Annotated in this window: 15 protein-coding genes; 13 read left to right on the plus strand and 2 right to left on the minus strand. The window is 55.2% G+C overall.

Features of this window, described 5'->3' with window-relative positions; all coding sequences use genetic code 11:
- Positions 1-28: 28 nt before the first annotated feature.
- The 8 genes from ACOYW0_RS05300 to ACOYW0_RS05335 all read left to right on the plus strand — a co-directional run bounded on the left by ACOYW0_RS05300 (position 29) and on the right by ACOYW0_RS05335 (position 7,692).
- Complete coding sequence (locus tag ACOYW0_RS05300) at positions 29-253, plus strand: DUF7661 family protein (protein ID WP_482417513.1); 225 nt, start codon at positions 29-31, stop codon at positions 251-253.
- Positions 254-915: 662 nt separating this feature from the next.
- Entirely contained in the window at positions 916-1,116 is a 201-nt protein-coding gene (locus ACOYW0_RS05305; RefSeq protein WP_482417514.1) for a cold-shock protein, read from the plus strand.
- A 441-nt stretch (positions 1,117-1,557) separates the two neighbouring features.
- A complete protein-coding gene (locus ACOYW0_RS05310; protein ID WP_482417515.1) occupies positions 1,558-2,502 on the plus strand; it encodes a class I SAM-dependent methyltransferase in 945 nt (314 codons plus the stop codon).
- A 17-nt stretch (positions 2,503-2,519) separates the two neighbouring features.
- Positions 2,520-4,727: a molybdopterin-containing oxidoreductase family protein gene (locus ACOYW0_RS05315; RefSeq protein WP_482417516.1), complete on the plus strand. Its 2,208-nt coding sequence runs from the start codon at positions 2,520-2,522 to the stop codon at positions 4,725-4,727.
- Between the two features lie 498 nt (positions 4,728-5,225).
- Complete coding sequence (locus tag ACOYW0_RS05320; RefSeq protein ID WP_482417517.1) at positions 5,226-5,852, plus strand: PEGA domain-containing protein; 627 nt, start codon at positions 5,226-5,228, stop codon at positions 5,850-5,852.
- A gap of 394 nt (positions 5,853-6,246) precedes the next feature.
- Positions 6,247-6,753, plus strand: coding sequence for a peptide deformylase (locus tag ACOYW0_RS05325; RefSeq protein WP_482417518.1), 507 nt, complete (start codon positions 6,247-6,249; stop codon positions 6,751-6,753).
- 10 nt (positions 6,754-6,763) lie between these two features.
- On the plus strand, positions 6,764-7,186 hold the full coding sequence (locus ACOYW0_RS05330) for a GNAT family N-acetyltransferase (protein WP_482417519.1): 423 nt from the start codon (positions 6,764-6,766) through the stop codon (positions 7,184-7,186).
- 194 nt (positions 7,187-7,380) lie between these two features.
- Positions 7,381-7,692, plus strand: coding sequence for a putative quinol monooxygenase (locus tag ACOYW0_RS05335; RefSeq protein WP_482417520.1), 312 nt, complete (start codon positions 7,381-7,383; stop codon positions 7,690-7,692).
- Between the two features lie 176 nt (positions 7,693-7,868).
- Here the strand turns inward: ACOYW0_RS05335 and ACOYW0_RS05340 are convergent, their stop codons facing one another.
- The gene (locus ACOYW0_RS05340) at positions 7,869-8,783 is read right to left on the minus strand and encodes a LysR family transcriptional regulator (RefSeq protein WP_482417521.1); all 915 of its coding nucleotides are present in this window, start codon (positions 8,781-8,783) and stop codon (positions 7,869-7,871) included.
- Between the two features lie 442 nt (positions 8,784-9,225).
- Here ACOYW0_RS05340 and ACOYW0_RS05345 point away from each other — a divergent pair, with 442 nt between their 5' ends.
- The 4 genes from ACOYW0_RS05345 (at position 9,226) to fumC (ending at position 13,799) form a co-directional block, all read left to right on the plus strand.
- Positions 9,226-9,690 carry a hypothetical protein gene (locus ACOYW0_RS05345; protein WP_482417522.1) on the plus strand — a complete coding sequence of 155 codons (465 nt, stop codon included), beginning with the start codon at positions 9,226-9,228 and terminating at the stop codon, positions 9,688-9,690.
- A gap of 382 nt (positions 9,691-10,072) precedes the next feature.
- On the plus strand, positions 10,073-11,275 hold the full coding sequence (locus ACOYW0_RS05350) for a multidrug effflux MFS transporter (RefSeq protein WP_482417523.1): 1,203 nt from the start codon (positions 10,073-10,075) through the stop codon (positions 11,273-11,275).
- 241 nt (positions 11,276-11,516) lie between these two features.
- Entirely contained in the window at positions 11,517-12,104 is a 588-nt protein-coding gene (locus ACOYW0_RS05355; RefSeq protein WP_482417524.1) for a phosphoglycerate mutase family protein, read from the plus strand.
- A gap of 300 nt (positions 12,105-12,404) precedes the next feature.
- Positions 12,405-13,799, plus strand: coding sequence for a class II fumarate hydratase (gene fumC / locus ACOYW0_RS05360; RefSeq protein ID WP_482417525.1), 1,395 nt, complete (start codon positions 12,405-12,407; stop codon positions 13,797-13,799).
- A gap of 321 nt (positions 13,800-14,120) precedes the next feature.
- Here the strand turns inward: fumC and ACOYW0_RS05365 are convergent, their stop codons facing one another.
- The gene (locus ACOYW0_RS05365; RefSeq protein WP_482417526.1) at positions 14,121-15,875 is read right to left on the minus strand and encodes a sigma-54-dependent Fis family transcriptional regulator; all 1,755 of its coding nucleotides are present in this window, start codon (positions 15,873-15,875) and stop codon (positions 14,121-14,123) included.
- A 480-nt stretch (positions 15,876-16,355) separates the two neighbouring features.
- On the opposite strand from ACOYW0_RS05365, the gene ACOYW0_RS05370 reads away from it, so the two are divergent.
- Positions 16,356-16,733 (plus strand): RidA family protein, encoded by a 378-nt coding sequence (locus ACOYW0_RS05370; protein ID WP_482417527.1) that lies wholly within the window; start codon positions 16,356-16,358, stop codon positions 16,731-16,733.
- Positions 16,734-16,741 lie beyond the last annotated feature (8 nt).

Below are 16,741 nucleotides of genomic sequence, written 5' to 3' on the forward strand. Positions count from 1 at the left end.
TCATACCCACGCGTCGAGGCATGTTCACATGAATGAAACAGTCACATTCAATGTGTTTGGCAGGCTTGTTCTGGCCATACACGAAGAGAAAAACTGGTCGTTGTTCTATGTTGGACCGGATGGGAAACGCCGCCCGGCCACAGACCTTGTTGTGCCTTCCGGCCTCCAAAGCTTCGAGCTGGAACAGTACCTGAGCGACCTTTGCCACGAGTGGGCCACCGAAAAGCATCCCGATATTTTCAGGGTCTCGTGATCTAAGGCGCTGCCTGCATCACAATGAACAAATGGAGTAAGGGGAAACCGCCCCCATAGCAGTGGCTTGGGTTGAAATCTTTTGGGTTTTTACGGGCAGCTCTCCGGCGGCTGTCGGTACCCATGCGGGGCTGTCGGTACCCATGCGGGGCTGTCGATTGAAACTCTTTTCGGTGCGGGGGCCGCACCCTACGGGGTGACACGGTCCGGGCGATTACGTGGGGCGAGATATTGCGGGGATTGACGGGCGGCTCTTCGATGGCTGGCGGTATCCATGCGGGGACGTGAATTGAACCTTTTGCGGTGCGGGGCCGTACCCTGGTATCATTGCCCTCCTAACGAAAGCAGAGATACCGACACTAAGGGAAAGATCTTTTGTAAAATTCACGAAAAACCCCAGAATCATTTTCAATCTATTCAGGGGTGATTAATCGTTGGGAACCCTTTTATGTCAAGCAATTACACGTGTGGGCAACCATTTATAAAATTTAATATCCACTTTCTTATTGACAACTTACGCAAACACATAGATAGTGCGCCCGTTAGTGCCTCATGTGGAGGCTTGTGTTTCGTTATCAAAGGAATTTCCATTTGAAGAAGTGGCCAGACCTGAAAGTTTCGAACATGCAACAAACATCATTTAATTTTTAAGGAAACGTCACAATGAACAATGGAATCGTAAAATGGTTTAACGAGAGCAAGGGTTTTGGATTCATCGAGCAGGAAAACGGCCCCGATGTATTCGTACACCACTCAGGCATCAATGCTTCAGGCTTCAAAACCCTCAACGAAGGTGATCGCGTTACCTTCGACATTGAGCAGGGTCAGAAAGGTCCTGCGGCTACCAACGTCACCGTTCAGTAGAAAAAAAAATCATGCTCCTTTAAAAGAGTGTAGCGTGATTTAATATATGAAAGGCCCCCTGGATTTATTTTCAGGGGGCCTTTTTTTATCCCTTCTGTTGATTCTCTGCCACAAGGGGCCCACCGAAACCCAACCAGGGGAACGGGCTCTTTCTGCTGGACTTTTCCCGGCCGTCTGTGAGATGGTAGAGACAACTTGCAACAGCCTGCAATCATATCAAAAACCACAACATTCCATCACAACAACCAGTAAACCCGGGGTGGGGCAACCTCCCATCGGTGCTGAGGATCTGTGCCGCCTTGCGGTATCCACCTGTGGCAACCGCACACCGGACCTTCGTCTGAAGGTTCGTTCCCCCCCTTACCTGATCATCCCCTGAAACGTAACGGGGCAACGATTCCGCCCCGGAGCGCGCCTCCAAGGGGCCCGAAAAAGGTGCATATGAAACGATGGTTACAGGAAAAACTGATCTGTCCGGACTGTGCTTCTGAGGAAAACCCCTTAACCCTTACCGTCACGCACGAAAAGGACGATGATGTTCTGGAAGGAGAACTCACGTGCGTGGCCTGCCGGAGGACCTACGGAATCCGCGATGGCGTGGCCGTTCTTTTACCGGAACGCAGCATGGGGTTGCTGTCCGATGATGCAGGATACAACTCCAAGGCCATGCTCTCGGCGTATCTGTGGAGCCATTTTGCCGAATTTTTCAACGGAACCAATGCCACGGATGCCTACAGGACCTGGTCCTCGTATTTCTCGGAGAACAACGGCTGGGCCCTTGATATCGGATGCTCCGTGGGACGCCTATCCTTTGAACTGAGCAGGACCCACTCTCGGGTGGTGGGCATGGACACCTCCCTGCCGTTTATCAAGACAGCGCGGGAATTGCTGACTGAAAAGCGCCTGGAGTTCGACCTCATCGTGGAGGGGCACCTCACCGAGCGCAAAACCTGCGAGCTCTCCCCGGCCTGGCACGACGACAGGGTTGAGTTTGTGGTGGCCGACGCCATGGCCCTGCCCTTTCGGGGTGCCCTTTTTTCCACGGCCACCTCAGTCAACGTCCTGGAAAAAGTGCCCCACCCCATGCAGCACCTGGCCAACATCAACCACGTGCTCAAGGACGACAACGCCATGTTTGTCTTCTCCGACCCCTTCTCCTGGGACGAAGCCGTCTCCCACCCGGAGCTGTGGATGGGCGGCCGGACCGAAGGCCCGTTTCAAGGCCGGGGCATCGACAACGTTGTCCGCCTCATGTCCGAAGGGGGCGAAGCCTTCCACCCGCCTTTTCAGATTGTTGACCAGGGCCATGTAAACTGGAGAATCCGGAAGACAGAAAATCTGTGGGAACACATCACCTCCCAATTCGTGGTGGGGGTCAGACAGTAAAACAGGAGATGAGCACAGTGGATCCAAAACCCGGAATTTGCGGCATCTGTTTCCATAGCCCCGGTTGCGGGGTCATTGCGCATTTTGATGAAAACAACAGGATCGACCGGCTGGAGCCGGACCCTGAAGCGCCTCTGGGCAGCATCCTGTGCCCCATAGCAGACAGCGTCAAAGAGATCATCTATTCCGAGCGGCGGCTCACGCATCCCCTTAAGCGGGTGGGCCCCAAAGGCACCCATGAGTTCGAGAAAATCAGCTGGGACGAAGCCTTTGATATTATCGTGGACAAGCTCACCGAGACAAAGAAAAAACACGGCCCTGAGGCAGTGGGATTTTATGCGGGGACAGGGACCTATGAGCGATCCTTCAAAGACATCTTTCAACTCAAGGGCTCGGAGATCTACCTGGCCAGCAGCGTGCTCTTTCCCTTTGGCTCCCCCAATTCTTTCGGCGTAGGAGCCCCTTGTTATACCGCCCTGGGCGTTCTGGCCCCCAAACTCACCATGGGCTGCCTGCACATCGATATGTTCTCGGATGTGGACAATTCGGACCTGATCCTCGTGTGGGGGACCGACCCCTCCTCGTCCACACCACCCGAAATGTTCGAACGGCTTAAGACGGCCGCAGAGGAAGGAGCAGAGATCATCGTCATCGACCCCAGGCGGACCAAGGCCGCCGAGCTTCCGGGCAGCACCTGGCTCCCCATCCGGCCCGGCTCCGACGGGGCGCTGGCCCTCGGCCTTGCCCATATCCTCATACGGGACAATCTCTACGACGAAGAGTTTGTGGCAGACTGGACCCTGGGGTTTGATGAGTTCGCCGCGTATGTAAAGGAGTTCTCGCCGCACCATGTTGCCGCCGTCACGGGAATTGATGAGGAGACCATCGAAACCCTGGCCGAAAGCATCGCCGACGCCGAAGGCGCCAGCTACATCATGTACACCGGGCTGGAATACACCAAAAGCGGGGTACAGAACATCCGGGCCGTCATGGTATTGTGGGCGTTGGCGGGCCAACTGGATGTGGAGGGGGGGCGCTGTTTTGCGAGGCGGGAAAATCGCCTTCACCTGAACCGAAAGGGTCAGCTGGAGACCCCCGGCTATGACAAATCCATCGGCAGCGGGAAGTTCCCTGTCTATTCCCATTACTGCGGGGGCGAACCCCACGCCGCCCTTCTGCCGAAATCCATCCTGGAAGGGGAACCCTATAAGATACGGTCCATGTTTGTCATGGGGGCGTCTTTGATGACCTCCTGGCCCGATCCGGGGGTCTGGAAAGAAGCTCTGGAGGCCCTTGATTTTTTGGTCTCCATCGATCTCCAGCTCACCCGGGACGCGGCCTACGCCGACATCGTACTGCCCGCAACCACAGCCTTTGAACAGGAGTCCTACTGCTACTACGGCAACGCCATCCGGCTGAGGGAGAAGCTGACAGACCCCGTGGGCGAAGCCCGGCCCAATTACCAGATCCTGGCAGAATTGGCCCATCGCCTGGGGTACGGCCACCTCTTTCCCCAGAGCCAGGAAGAGCTCTTGCACTACATTCTGGATGGAACCGGCTTTACCGTGGAGGACTTGAAACAGGCTGACAAACATGTGCTCCGCAACGGCAGAAAAGAGATGGCCTACCGAAAATGGGAAAAAGGTCTGCTGCGGCAAGACGGGCAACCCGGATTTGAAACCCCATCGGGCAAATTCGAGATCAAATCCACGGTGCTGGAACAATACGGGTACGAAGGCCTTCCAAAGTATGAGGAATCCGTTGAGACCCCCGTCAGCAACCCGAAGCTCCACAAACGCTATCCCCTGATCCTGGGCACAGGCCCCTTCAAGCCCGATATGAAATCCTGCCTGCGGGCCATCCCGAGCTTCATGGAGAAATACCCCTACCCGGTCATTGAGATGAATGAGGCAGACGCGGAAAAACGCCGGGTCACCACCGGAGACACCGTCATCATCAAGACGGCCCGGGGATCGGTGGTGATGCGGGCCTATGTCACCGACAAGATCATGCAAGGGTTTGTGTACGCCCCCGTGGGCGGCGGCGGCCCCCTTGGGACCGAGGCGTGGCAGAACGCCAATGTCAACGTTCTCACCGACCTGGATCAATACGACGAGATCTCCGGGTTCCCGGTCTACAAGACGCTGCTGTGCCAGGTGAAGCACAAAAAACGGGAACGCAGGCGCCCGGCCGCCCAGGACCCGAGCCTCGGGTGTGTGGGGTAACGAGCAGACCAGAAAGTTGCCCGGCTCACCGCAAGTGCCGCCGACATGCCACCGGAGGCTTTCCTTGGCACACAAGCTGTAAACGACGAATTGCGACATACCCGAACACTTCAGCTCAAAATTGCCTCCGGCGGCCCTGCCGGGGGCCAACTCTTGAAAAGTCAGGCAAACAGGCCTTACCTAAGCCTTCCTGTGCTCCGCCTGAACAACTTCAACATGTTCGAGCCTGCTCTGCGTTTTGCCCGCCCCGATAGGCCAATCAACGGGATCAGAAAAATGAAAAGTCCCCACCTGGTCAAACATCGACCTTTTACAGTGCACCCGCATGGCTCACTCTTCTATTTCTACATTGATCACAGGTGGTATTTTCCTTATAGAAGCTGCTTGGAAACGAGTCGGCATCAGAACCTTTGGAGAACCTGTTTCTTTTCAAGGCATCAAGGGGACAACATTCCATGTCGGCATTTTAAAAACTGAACTGTTGAAGGGCCATTCCGAATGAAACATGTTACACGCCGTTGTATTTCTCTTGCCGGTATCTCCATTTTCCTGCTCCTGACCGGATGCGCAACCATCGTAAAAGGCCCGACCCAGGAGGTGAGCTTTACGTCCGTTCCCGCCGGGGCGTCTGTCATACTCGATGGAAGGGTCCTTGGCCAAACCCCTTTCACAATGCTGCTCAAGAAAAAGCCGGGCCAGGCCATTGTCTTTGAAAAACAGGGATACAGCCCGCAACACATGACCCTGACGACACGACTGGACAGCTGGTTCTGGGGAAACATTGTCTTTGGCGGGGTTCTTGGCTCCGTGACGGACGGATTCTCCGGATCGGTCACCGAATACTCGCCGTCTCAATACTTCATTACACTCTCTCCGGTCGCCTCCGGGGAAACACAACCCATCAGCAAAAAGGCCGAAGCCGAAAAATTCATCGTCACGGCATATCAGAACATCGTCACGGAACTGAACTCCGACACAGGCGAGTATGTGGCATCACTGTTCACCCTGTTGGATATTCCGACAAAGGATCAACCACAGGCGGTGGCGCAGATACGGGACTTGTCGAACCAGCACGCATCTATTCCTGAATTCGCAGATCAGGTGACCCGCCTGTACCTCAATTAACGTCCACACTAAAACAGGACGTCAGGGCAGGAAAACAAGGCTGCATTTTTCCTGCCCCACGACCACCGGCTTGGATATGTGTCCATGCGGCACGAAAATAATCCAGTGGGGTGGCGTTTCCCTTCATTTCTATTGAAAATACGGCTATTGAGACATAACCTGGATATTTCACGAGTCGGATGAGAAAATTAAACAGCAAACCCTGATTTACATTTTGCATTTTCTGAATAACTGACTTTTTTTTTATTATAGCCTTCCTAAATCATTTGATTTTCGCTTTGGCTGGTTGTTTTTTAATAAAATATCCGGGATAAGGGTAGTCTTGTTCTTTGTAAAACCTGCTCTCGGCAAGACGGGCGGCATGAAACCCGGTGCATCGTGAAAGGATAGAGTGATGACAGTCAGAGACATTCTTATGCTTGGCAATGAGACCCTCAGAAAAAAATCGAAAGAGATTGATTTTGAGCGGGACAATGTGGAAAGTCACATCGCAGACCTCAGGGACACCCTCCGGTTTTTCCAGAAGAAAGAGGGCATTGGCAGGGCCATTGCCGCACCCCAAGTCGGCTGCCTGAAACGGATAGTCTACATGGAGTCCGAGGGACGGACAATCGTGATGATCAACCCCAGGATCGTTTCCCAAAGCCCCGAAACCTTCGACGTCTGGGACAGCTGCTTCAGCGCCGATGTCGCTTTCTTCTGCCGGACCCGCCGACATCGATCCATCCACGTTCAGTACTGGAACCAGGACCGGGAACAGATCAATGAAACCTTCACGGACGATTTGTCCGAACTTTTCCAGCATGAAATCGATCATCTGGACGGCGTCTTGTTTACGGACCACACGATTGACCATCACATCATCATGAGAAGTGAATGGGAAAAGTTGACGGCGGTTTAAAGGCACAGGAATGAATATTGATGTAACGTCAAGCTGCGAGGGTGTGGACTGGAAAGCCTTATCGGACACATTAAAAAGCGTCAATATGGCTTTCTACGAACCCGAAATCCACCAAAAGGCATTTGAAGCCAGCCATACGACTGTGTTTGTTTATCATGAAACGCGGTTAATCGGGTTTGGCCGCGCCATATCTGATGGTACCTATCAGGCAGCCATATATGACTGTGCGGTTCGTGACGAATATCAAGGCAAGGGAATCGGAAAAATAATCATGAATGCTCTGTTAGCCGAACTATCGCATTGCAACATCCTTTTGTACGCGTCGCCGGGCAAAGAAGGATTCTATCAATCCCTCGGGTTCCGGAAAATGAAAACGGGTATGGCATGCTTCCAGAAAGAAAACGTGATGCGAGATCGCGGATTTATCGAGTAATCATCACTCGCTCAAAAACGAACCAGCCCCGATTAATTAATCGTGCGCCCCCCCCTTACCAGCCCTTTGTTCTTTTTGTGGATATGCGGTAACGTAGAGACGATTCATATGGCTAAACAGCGCACAGCCCTTCCCCCACTCATCCACCATGAAAGCCACGGGCAACCAGATTGCCTGTGTGGCAAAGGGCGATCATGATTGTAATCAAGGCAATACTTCAGGCAAAACCCGGAATGGAACGTTCACTCGAAGAGCTTCTCAAAGGCATTATCCCCAGCGTCCAGACAGAAAAAGACACCATTGTGTATACCCTTCACCGGTCCCAGGAACACATGGGCCGATTTTTGTTTTACGAGAAGTACAAAGACCAGCAGGCCTGTAACGACCACATGACAACGCCATACCTCCAGGACCTCCTGAAACAGTGCAGAGACCTCTTGAGCGAGGCCCCGGATATTGAACTGTTTGAGGAAATTGCAGGATTTACGCGAACAATAAATTCATAGGTTGGTAGTGCGAAGGTCAGAGGGTGGGCTGTTGATACACTCGCCGCAGGGTTACCCCGCAGGCCCGGTGGATACTTCATCAAGGTTCCATGTGGACTGCTACGGCCATGTCCACCTCTGCCAGGGACTAAGCATGTCACAACAAACCCATCGAGACACAAACGGCATCTTATCCGCTATGTCTCCAGCATGGCCCACCCGGTCAACTCTTCTGATGAATAGGCGGCCATCATATCCACGAATCGCCGGATCTTTGCAGGGACAAAGGCCGTGGACACATAGGTGGCATAAAGGGGGTACGGCTCCAAAGAGTACTCCGGCAGCAGCTGAACCACCTCCCCGCTGTCCAGAAGCTCCTTGAAGGCCCGGGGGTTGCCGACGCTGATCCCGAACCCGGCCCGGTTGAGCTTACGAATCACCGACGCGCTGTTCACCATGAATTTAGAAGACACCTTCACCTTCTCGGGGCCCTTCGGCCCAATAAACTCAAGGGGGGTATCTCGCTGGAAACGAGTGAAAAAAAGAAAGTCGTGGTCATGAAGATCCGAGGGTTTGCGCGGGGTGCCCCGCTTAGCCAAGTACTTCTTTGAGGCGATGAGCAGCACAGGCAGATCGATCAATTTGCGACAGATGAGGTTGGAGTCGGGAAGGTGCCCGATGCAGATGGAAACGTCAATGCCCTTCTCGCTCATATCCGGGACTTCTCCCGTGAGGATAAGTTCGACCTTCAGGTCCGGGTACATCTCCGCCATGGACGTCAGAACCGGGGCCACATGCACATCACCTATGTTGTTCGGTGCCGTGACACGAAGGTACCCCCGGGGTATGTCGGTCTCACGGGCAACACAGGCCTCAAGGGCTGCCTGTTCATCAACGAGCCGTCGCATGCCGTCGTAGTACTTTTTCCCGGCTTCCGTCGGAACGGAGCGGCGAGTGGAGCGTTGAAGCAGTTTCACACCCAGGCGCCCCTCCAGGGCTGCCACCTTCCGGCTCACGGACGAGGGGTCCGTCCCCAGCTGTTCAGCTGCTGCCTTGAGGCTCCCTGCCTCCACCACCCTTAAAAAAACCTGCTCATTGCTTTCCATTGCCATGCCGCTCCCGGGATAACGCCCCCACTTATGTTTCGTTCACGTTTCCGCCCAAATGCCCTGGGCCATGCAGTGTCACGCCTTGCCAGCAAAACACCCCTGTCAGGCCCATTCCTTCTTCCCTCCGATGCTGCGACGGCTCCTAAACCGATCCATCCTGACACGGTCATCATCCCCCTTGGCCAGGAACACATCTGTGCTTGCCAAGCATTTCAACACGTTGCAGAAGACGCCCCATCTCACCGGCATTAATTGCAGAAAACGCAATTAACAAATGATTAATTACCCCCTTCATGACAACAAATCAACCACGTATAACATCACCCAGGTTGGCAACATGCCACGTCAATCACCGCATATCGTCAAAAAGGTACGGCACGGTTTTAAAACCCTGCCCTGGCGATACAGCGTTTAGATCACCCATAGAACCAGGAGGTTCACAACCATGACTACACAAGCATTTAAAAAATCAGGTCTGGCGTCAGCCCTTTTCGCGCTCTGCGCCTTCACCCTCATCACCACCCAGGCTTACGCAGGATGCATGGGCGCCATGTTCGGACGCGTGGCCCAGGAAGGGACCCAGCTCCATGAGCTGGCCATGGCCTCCCTGAACCAGAACGGCGGTGCAGACACCTACTTCACCAACGGCGAAGGCAGGGTCCTGGATGTCAAGGCCAAACAGTGCGATGACGGACGCGTCCGTGTCTCTGTTGAGCGCGTCTACATCCCCCGAAACTACATCACCGGGACCCATGACGGCACCCTGGCCGTTGAGGCAACCTACGACCACCTCCATGAGCTGGCCCAGACAGGCGACAAACTCGGTGGGTATACCCTGCTCCCGAACTCTGTGGGCGCCGATGCTTTCCAGTGCGGCACAGACATCGCCATGGCCCTGGACGCCGAATAGCCCATTGCCGCACAACGTGCTGTTCACTGCCAGGCCAATGCATCAGCCCTGAATAAAAAAGCAGTGACACCAAAGCACAAAGCCCGTTTCCGTTGTCACCATGGAAACGGGCTTTCTTTTATTACCCGATTTCACGAGGTGGGGTACAAGCATTCACTCCGATCGCCCGAAGGGTTAATAAAGCAAGCCAAAACGGCGAATGCCAAGTGGCACTCTTGAATTAACTGATTTTTTATCAGCAACCGTGTGTCATACTGACTTATAGAGGTAAGCCTGTCGTTTTCCCATGAGATATCCGGGATCAGACCCACAAAACACCCCCCCATGACCTCTGGCGCAAGGCCAGAGATCACCCCCAATATCTAAGGAATACCCGTTTCCCATGATTCGTTTTATTCTGTTACTGGCTATTCTGGCAGCGTTTCCGCCTCTGTCCACCGATATGTATCTACCGGCTATTCCATTTCTTCAAACCCTCTGGAATCAGCCCCTGGCCATCATCAACCTGACCCTGGTCCTTTTTTTTACGGTCTACTGTGCCTTCCTTTTGGTATACGGCCCTCTGTCCGACCGCTACGGCCGCAAAAAACCGTTGATCACCGGCATCCTTATTTTTATTGCAGGCAGCATCCTCTGCGCCCTGTCCACAGGCATCCACATGCTCATCGCAGCACGCATCATCCAGGCTGCGGGAGCGGCCTCGGCATCGAGTATCTCCATGGCAATAGCCAAGGATCGCCTGGAAGCCAGAGAGCGGGAGTCGGTCATGGGGTATGTGTCGGTCATCATGGCCCTGGCGCCCATGATTGCCCCCATGGTCGGGAGCCTGATCATTACCCGGTTCACCTGGCCATGGATTTTTATGGCCCAGGCAGCCATGGGAGGGGTGGCCCTTATCGGCATGCTGTTCACACCCGAGTCCCACCCCAACCCCACGGGCGTCCCCGTAACCGAACTCATCAAAAGCTATGGCCGTCTCCTGACCAACGGGCGGTTTATGTCCGTCGTTATCTGTACCTCCATGACAGGCCTTCCCTTTTTTGCACACATCGCTGCGTCATCGAGCATTTACATCACCCACTACCATGTCAGTGAAAACACCTTTGCCCTCTTTTTCGGTGCCAATGCCCTTTGCTTTATGGCAGGCGCCATGATCTGTGCACGGTTCGGCAGAAGGATAGGCAGTGTGACCTTGATGTCCACAGGCCTGACAGGAATCGCTGCCGGAGGGCTTGCCATGGCCCTTCATATCTTTCCCGGCCCCTGGGCCATAGCGCTCCCCATGGGGTTTATCACGTTTTGTATCGGTATCAGCCGCCCTCCGGCAAATAACCTTGCCCTGGAGCAGGTTCAACGCGATGCCGGTGCGGCATCCTCCCTTCTCGTGTTTATCTATTTTATCCTGGGGGCCGCAGCCATGGCTGTTGTCTCCTTTGACTGGCACGACAAGGTCACCTTTATCGGGATCCTCGCCGTTGGTACGGGAGGCTTGGCGTCCATTTTATGGTGGTTTATCAAAGCCAGGATTCAATTGCCTGAAACGGCGGTCCGGCAGGTTTGCGTTGAGCAGCGTGAAGCCGCATAGACCGGGTATTTGATGAGCGGGCAGCACCCATGTCAAGGCATCAGAACGCCAGATGGCGCCGACATGTGAGGGAGGATGCCGCCAACCAAGCTGTCAAAGTAAAAAAGCCCGTTTCCGTGGTCACCATGGAAACGAGCTTTTTTATTGTCTGCTTTCGTAGGGTAGTATAAAAAGACCCGAATAAAAAAGACAACAAGCATAGGGCCTGAGACAGGCCCCCAAACCGAAGGAAGGCAACACCATGGAAGCCATTTTACAAAAAGCGGAACGCATGCAGGAAAAAGCCCGGGCCATCATGGAGGACACACAGGTCCTCGACATATGGACCTCCATCGGAGCGACGATCAACCTGGTGGGATCGCTTCAAACAGGGCTTTTGATCAACAACCGGGACATCGATTTCCATATCTACTCAGCCCCCTTCAGCCTCTCGGACAGTTTTTCAGCCATGGCACGGCTTGCCGAGAACCCTCGCATCAAGTCCATCTCCTACACCAACCTCATCGAGGCAGAGGACAAATGCATCGAGTGGCACGCCTTTTACGAAGACGACGAAAACCAGTCCTGGCAGATCGACATGATCCACATTCTGGAGGATTCTCCCTACGTCGGTTACTTCGAGCGGGTTGCTGACCGCATCTCCCAGGTGCTGACCCCGGAAACCCGCAGCGCCATCCTCTCCATCAAAGACGCCATCCCGGAAGAGAAAAAGGTCATGGGCATCCAGATCTACAAAGCCGTCATTGCTGACGGGATTCGGGATGTCGACTCGTTCTGGCGCTGGAAAGACGCCCAGCCCGACGAAGGAATCGTGACCTGGGTTCCTTAAAAAAAGAAACAAATCCGTTTCCCTTTGCCCCCGGCGGGTCGTTTTCCTGAAAAAAACCTGATACACCCGCGCTTCGTTTCGATCGCCCTGAAGGGCCATCAAAGCGAAACGCGGATGCGAACATATCGTCTTGGGAGTACCCCGAAAATGGTTTTCCCTGGCCTGCCCACACGTGATACCCCCAGGCTTTACACCCACACCCAAGCCACTGTATATTTACCTGGATGCATCCTTTTCACATGCCGCCCCCCAGAGCCCGCTCTCGCCCAGACACCCCCATCATCATCCAAGGAGAAAACCATGCCCGACACCCGCCAGGAAACCGATACCTTCGGCCCCGTTGCCGTCCCGGCCGATGCCTATTGGGGCGCCCAGACCCAGCGCTCGCTGCAGTACTTCAACATCGGCAACGAACGCCTGCCGCGTTCCATGATCCGGGCCCTGGGCATCGTCAAGCTGTGTGCGGCCCTTGCCAACCTCAAGCAGAAAACGCTCCACAAAACCCTGGCAACAGCCATTGTGGATGCGGCCCGGCAGGTCATCGAAGGCGGGCTGGATGATCACTTTCCCCTGGTGGTGTGGCAAACCGGCTCCGGCACCCAATCCAACATGAACGCCAACGAGGTAATCTCAAACCTTGCGAACCAGCGGCTCGGGGGTGCCCTTGGAGCCAAGGACCCCATACACCCCAACGACCACTGCAACCTGGGACAATCTTCCAACGACACCTTTCCCACGGCCATGCACATCGCCACCGTGGAAGAGATCCACCACCGTCTTCTCCCTGCCCTGGACAGCCTCCACGCGGCCCTGTCCAGCAAGGCCAGAGCCTGGGACGGCATCGTTAAAATCGGGCGCACCCACCTGCAGGACGCAACGCCTCTCTCCCTGGGCCAGGAGTTTTCCGGCTACGCCGCCCAGGTAAGCCTCGGAACAGACCGCCTGCAAGACAGCCTCAAGCGCCTCTACTCCCTGGCCCAGGGGGGCACCGCCGTAGGGACAGGCTTAAATACCCGTGTGGGCTTTGCCGAGACCTTTGCAGATGAGGTGGCAACCTATACGGGGCTTCCCTTTGTTACGGCAGGCAACAAGTTTGAAGCCCTGGCAGCCCACGACGCCATGGTGGAAACCTCCGGCGCCCTCAACACCCTGGCCGTCAGCCTCAACAAGATCGCCAACGACATCCGCTTCCTCGGCTCCGGTCCCCGCTCCGGCCTGGGCGAACTCTCCCTTCCCCAGAACGAGCCCGGCTCCTCCATCATGCCGGGCAAGGTCAACCCCACCCAGTGCGAGGCCATGACCATGGTGTGCGCCCAGGTCATGGGCAACCACGCCACTGTCACCATTGCAGGGGCCCAGGGGCATTTTGAACTCAACGTCTTCAAGCCGGTCATCGCCCACAACGTCCTGCAGTCCATCGGACTCCTGGCCGATGCCGCAAGCAGCCTCACCCGCCACTGCATCACAGGCATTGAGCCCAACACACGGCGCATCGCAGAACTCATGGAGCAATCCCTCATGCTCGTCACCGCCCTGGTGCCCCACACCGGCTACGACAAGGCCGCCGCCATCGCCAAAGACGCCATGGCCCGGGGATGCACTCTTCGGGAAGCGGCCCTTTCCAGCGGATGGGTCACCGAAGACGCATTCGACGCACTGGTGAGACCCGAAACCATGATCGGGCCCCGGGACTGAGGGCAGCTCACCGTTCATTGATGGCCCGCGTTACGCCTGGCGACCCTACAATTCACGAGCGCATTGATGGCTCGTAGGGTGCGCCGTGCGCACCGCAAAGCGTGTCGAAAACCGGTATCGATAGCGGTGATGGGAGACACCATGAAAAGCAAAAGCCGGTGGCACGCGTTACGCATAGCGGTGCGGGGGCCGCACCCTACAATTCACGAGCGCATCGATGGCTCGTAGGGTGCGCCGTGCGCACCGCAAAGCGCGTCGAAAACCGATATCCCTTGCGGTAATGCGAAAGACCATTTGCCTTTAGCCTTTCCCCCATCCCCCTCAACCTTCAATCCCATACTCCCGAATCTTCCGATACAAGGTCGCCACCCCGATCCCCAAAGCCGAGGCCGCGGTCCGCTTGCCCTTGGTATCGCTGCCGAAGCGCTTGACCGCCTCAATGATCACCTGCTTTTCCACCTCTTTCAGAGGTAAAACCGGAGACTTTGAAACGCAACGACCGCAGGCGCATTCCGTTGGTGTCTCCAATACTCGAGGGGGCAGCAGGGAGTCGTCGATGACCCCGCCTGCAGGCATCATGTTCACCATGAATTCAATGATGTTCTCAAACTCCCGCACGTTTCCGGGCCAGGCATAGCTGCGGAGCCGGTCCATGGTGGAGGGCTCGATCCTTCGAAACCGCTTGTTGAACCGACCGCTGTATTTGGCCAGAAAGTGCTCTGCAAGCAGGTCGATATCTTCAGGCCGCTCGCATAAGGGGGGAATATCCAGGGGGATGACGTTGAGGCGGTAGTAAAGATCGTTCCTGAACATGTTTTTTGCGATGAGTTCAGGCAGGTCGTCGTTGGTTGCGGCAATGACGCGAATATCCACGTCAATGGGCTTGTTGGCCCCCAGGCGCTCCACCTTGCGTTCCTGGAGCACCCGGAGGAGCTTGACCTGCAGATAAAGGGGCATGGAGCTGATCTCGTCCAGAAAGAGCACCCCTTTATGGGCCAGCTCAAATTTCCCGATGCGGCCCCCGGGGCTTGCACCGGTAAAGGCCCCGGAGGTGTAGCCGAAGAGCTCGCTCTCAAGGAGGGTGTCGGGAATGGCCCCGCAGTTGATGGCCACAAAGGGTTGCTCCCGCCGGTCGCTCTCATGGTGGATGGCCCGGGCGAACATCTCTTTGCCCGTACCGCTCTTGCCGCTGATGAGCACCGTGGAAGACGAAGTGGTGATGGCCATCACCTGCTCTTTGAGCTGCCGGATGGCAGGAGACATGCCAAGGATGGCATCAAGGCCCTCACCGGAGGCAGACGACGTAAGGGTAGACATCTTTCGTGTAAAATCGGTCTGGGTTTCAAAGAGCATGACCCTGGAAAACCTGGGATCATCCTTTTGCAAATCCACCATCTGCCCCATGATCACCAGGTGATGCTCACCGAAGTGCAGCTCGTACTCCTCGGCGTCGCCCACGGTGTTGCCCGTGGGAATCAGCTGGACCGACACGGTATCGCCGGGTCCCTCGATACCCAGCTCCTTTCTTGCATGGGCGTTGGCGTAGGTGACGCTGCCGTCGGCCCCAAAGACAAACATGCCCTCGGCATGCACATCCATCACCTGCCGCAAGACATCCAGTGTCTGCGTGGTCTCCGCAATGTGGCTGTAATCCTCGGCCTTGGCCGCAATAAGGTCCGCCATCATGGAGAGAAAGGCACCGTAATTGTTTCTGTTTTCCAGAATGGTCTGCTTGTCCTGCTCCGTAAAACAGATAATCCCGATAACCCCCAAGGCTTCCCCATCACGCAAAATCGGAGAACAAAGGGTCAGCTTCTCCTCGCACCCGTCCCTGTTCTTGCAGTTGAAACAGATGGGGTCGTTCTTGGGGTTGTCGATGCACACTGGCTGCCCGGTCTTCAGGGCATGGCGGTAGACCTCCCCTTCGTCTTCGATACTTTTCCCGTCCCCTTCCGCATACCGTCCCGTACCGGCGATGCGCTTTAAGTCCGCCCCCACCACCTCCACATCAATGCCCACCACCACAGCGATGACATGGGCAAATTTTCTGATGGACTCCTCTATTGCATAAAGCATTGTGATCCTTTCGCTTCTCTTATCACACGGGACAGTTGCACCCGTTATTACTGAATTTCATATTGACCATAAATGATCTTCCAGCGGGTCCCGCCAAAACGGGGTCACCGATCACAATCCACGGAGGGAGCTTCATCGGGCCGAACCGGAATTATCATTTTGATAGCATCCCCGTTTTCAGACGCTGCCATAGAGACATACCATCAATCCCCAAAATTCAGAAGACATATCAAGAAACAACCCTCTCCCCGCCTCAAAAAGGAGTGGCGCCCTCGAAATTATCATTCTGGTAATTTTTATCAAAACGATAATGGTTTTTTCACCCACCACCAACAAAGCAGCCCGGCATTAACTAAAAAAAGAAAATCATTTCCAAGAACTTATAAACTAATTCTCATTTTTGGCCCGCGAGTTGCTTCGGTTGGTTCCCACAACAAAACAAAATCAACACAACAAACCCAAGCCACACAGGAGGATCGCATGAAGAAAAAGATCGTCTGCTCACCTAACGCCCCCAAGGCAATCGGCCCCTATTCCCAGGCCGTCATCAAGGGAGACACCCTCTATGTCTCCGGCCAGCTTCCGGTGAACCCCGAAACGGGCGAACTGGCAAAGGGCATCAAGGACCAGACGCGCCAGAGCCTTTCCAACATCAAGGCCATCCTGGAAACCGCGGGCACCGATTTTTCCCGCGTCTGCCGAGTCGGGGTGTTCATGACCGACCTGGCTGACTTTTCCGCCATGAACGAGATCTACGCCACATTCTTCGACGGAGACTACCCTGCCCGCTGCTGCGTGCAGGTGGCCGCCCTCCCCATGGGAGCCGAAGTTGAGATAGAAGTAACTGCCGACATTTAAGGACCATT

This window comes from Desulfoluna sp. HI9BLuna (assembly GCF_056829775.1).

Bases quoted from the DNA above. Each gene is read 5' to 3' on its own strand.
- ACOYW0_RS05370 (WP_482417527.1), top strand. From the start codon at position 16,356: ATGAAGAAAAAGATCGTCTGCTCACCTAACGCCCCCAAGGCAATCGGC.
- ACOYW0_RS05340 (WP_482417521.1), bottom strand. From the start codon at position 8,783: ATGGCAATGGAAAGCAATGAGCAGGTTTTTTTAAGGGTGGTGGAGGCA.
- ACOYW0_RS05330 (WP_482417519.1), top strand. From the start codon at position 6,764: ATGAATATTGATGTAACGTCAAGCTGCGAGGGTGTGGACTGGAAAGCC.
- ACOYW0_RS05345 (WP_482417522.1), top strand. From the start codon at position 9,226: ATGACTACACAAGCATTTAAAAAATCAGGTCTGGCGTCAGCCCTTTTC.
- ACOYW0_RS05335 (WP_482417520.1), top strand. From the start codon at position 7,381: ATGATTGTAATCAAGGCAATACTTCAGGCAAAACCCGGAATGGAACGT.
- ACOYW0_RS05305 (WP_482417514.1), top strand. From the start codon at position 916: ATGAACAATGGAATCGTAAAATGGTTTAACGAGAGCAAGGGTTTTGGA.
- ACOYW0_RS05350 (WP_482417523.1), top strand. From the start codon at position 10,073: ATGATTCGTTTTATTCTGTTACTGGCTATTCTGGCAGCGTTTCCGCCT.
- ACOYW0_RS05300 (WP_482417513.1), top strand. From the start codon at position 29: ATGAATGAAACAGTCACATTCAATGTGTTTGGCAGGCTTGTTCTGGCC.
- ACOYW0_RS05365 (WP_482417526.1), bottom strand. From the start codon at position 15,875: ATGCTTTATGCAATAGAGGAGTCCATCAGAAAATTTGCCCATGTCATC.
- ACOYW0_RS05355 (WP_482417524.1), top strand. From the start codon at position 11,517: ATGGAAGCCATTTTACAAAAAGCGGAACGCATGCAGGAAAAAGCCCGG.
- ACOYW0_RS05325 (WP_482417518.1), top strand. From the start codon at position 6,247: ATGACAGTCAGAGACATTCTTATGCTTGGCAATGAGACCCTCAGAAAA.
- ACOYW0_RS05310 (WP_482417515.1), top strand. From the start codon at position 1,558: ATGAAACGATGGTTACAGGAAAAACTGATCTGTCCGGACTGTGCTTCT.
- ACOYW0_RS05320 (WP_482417517.1), top strand. From the start codon at position 5,226: ATGAAACATGTTACACGCCGTTGTATTTCTCTTGCCGGTATCTCCATT.
- fumC (WP_482417525.1), top strand. From the start codon at position 12,405: ATGCCCGACACCCGCCAGGAAACCGATACCTTCGGCCCCGTTGCCGTC.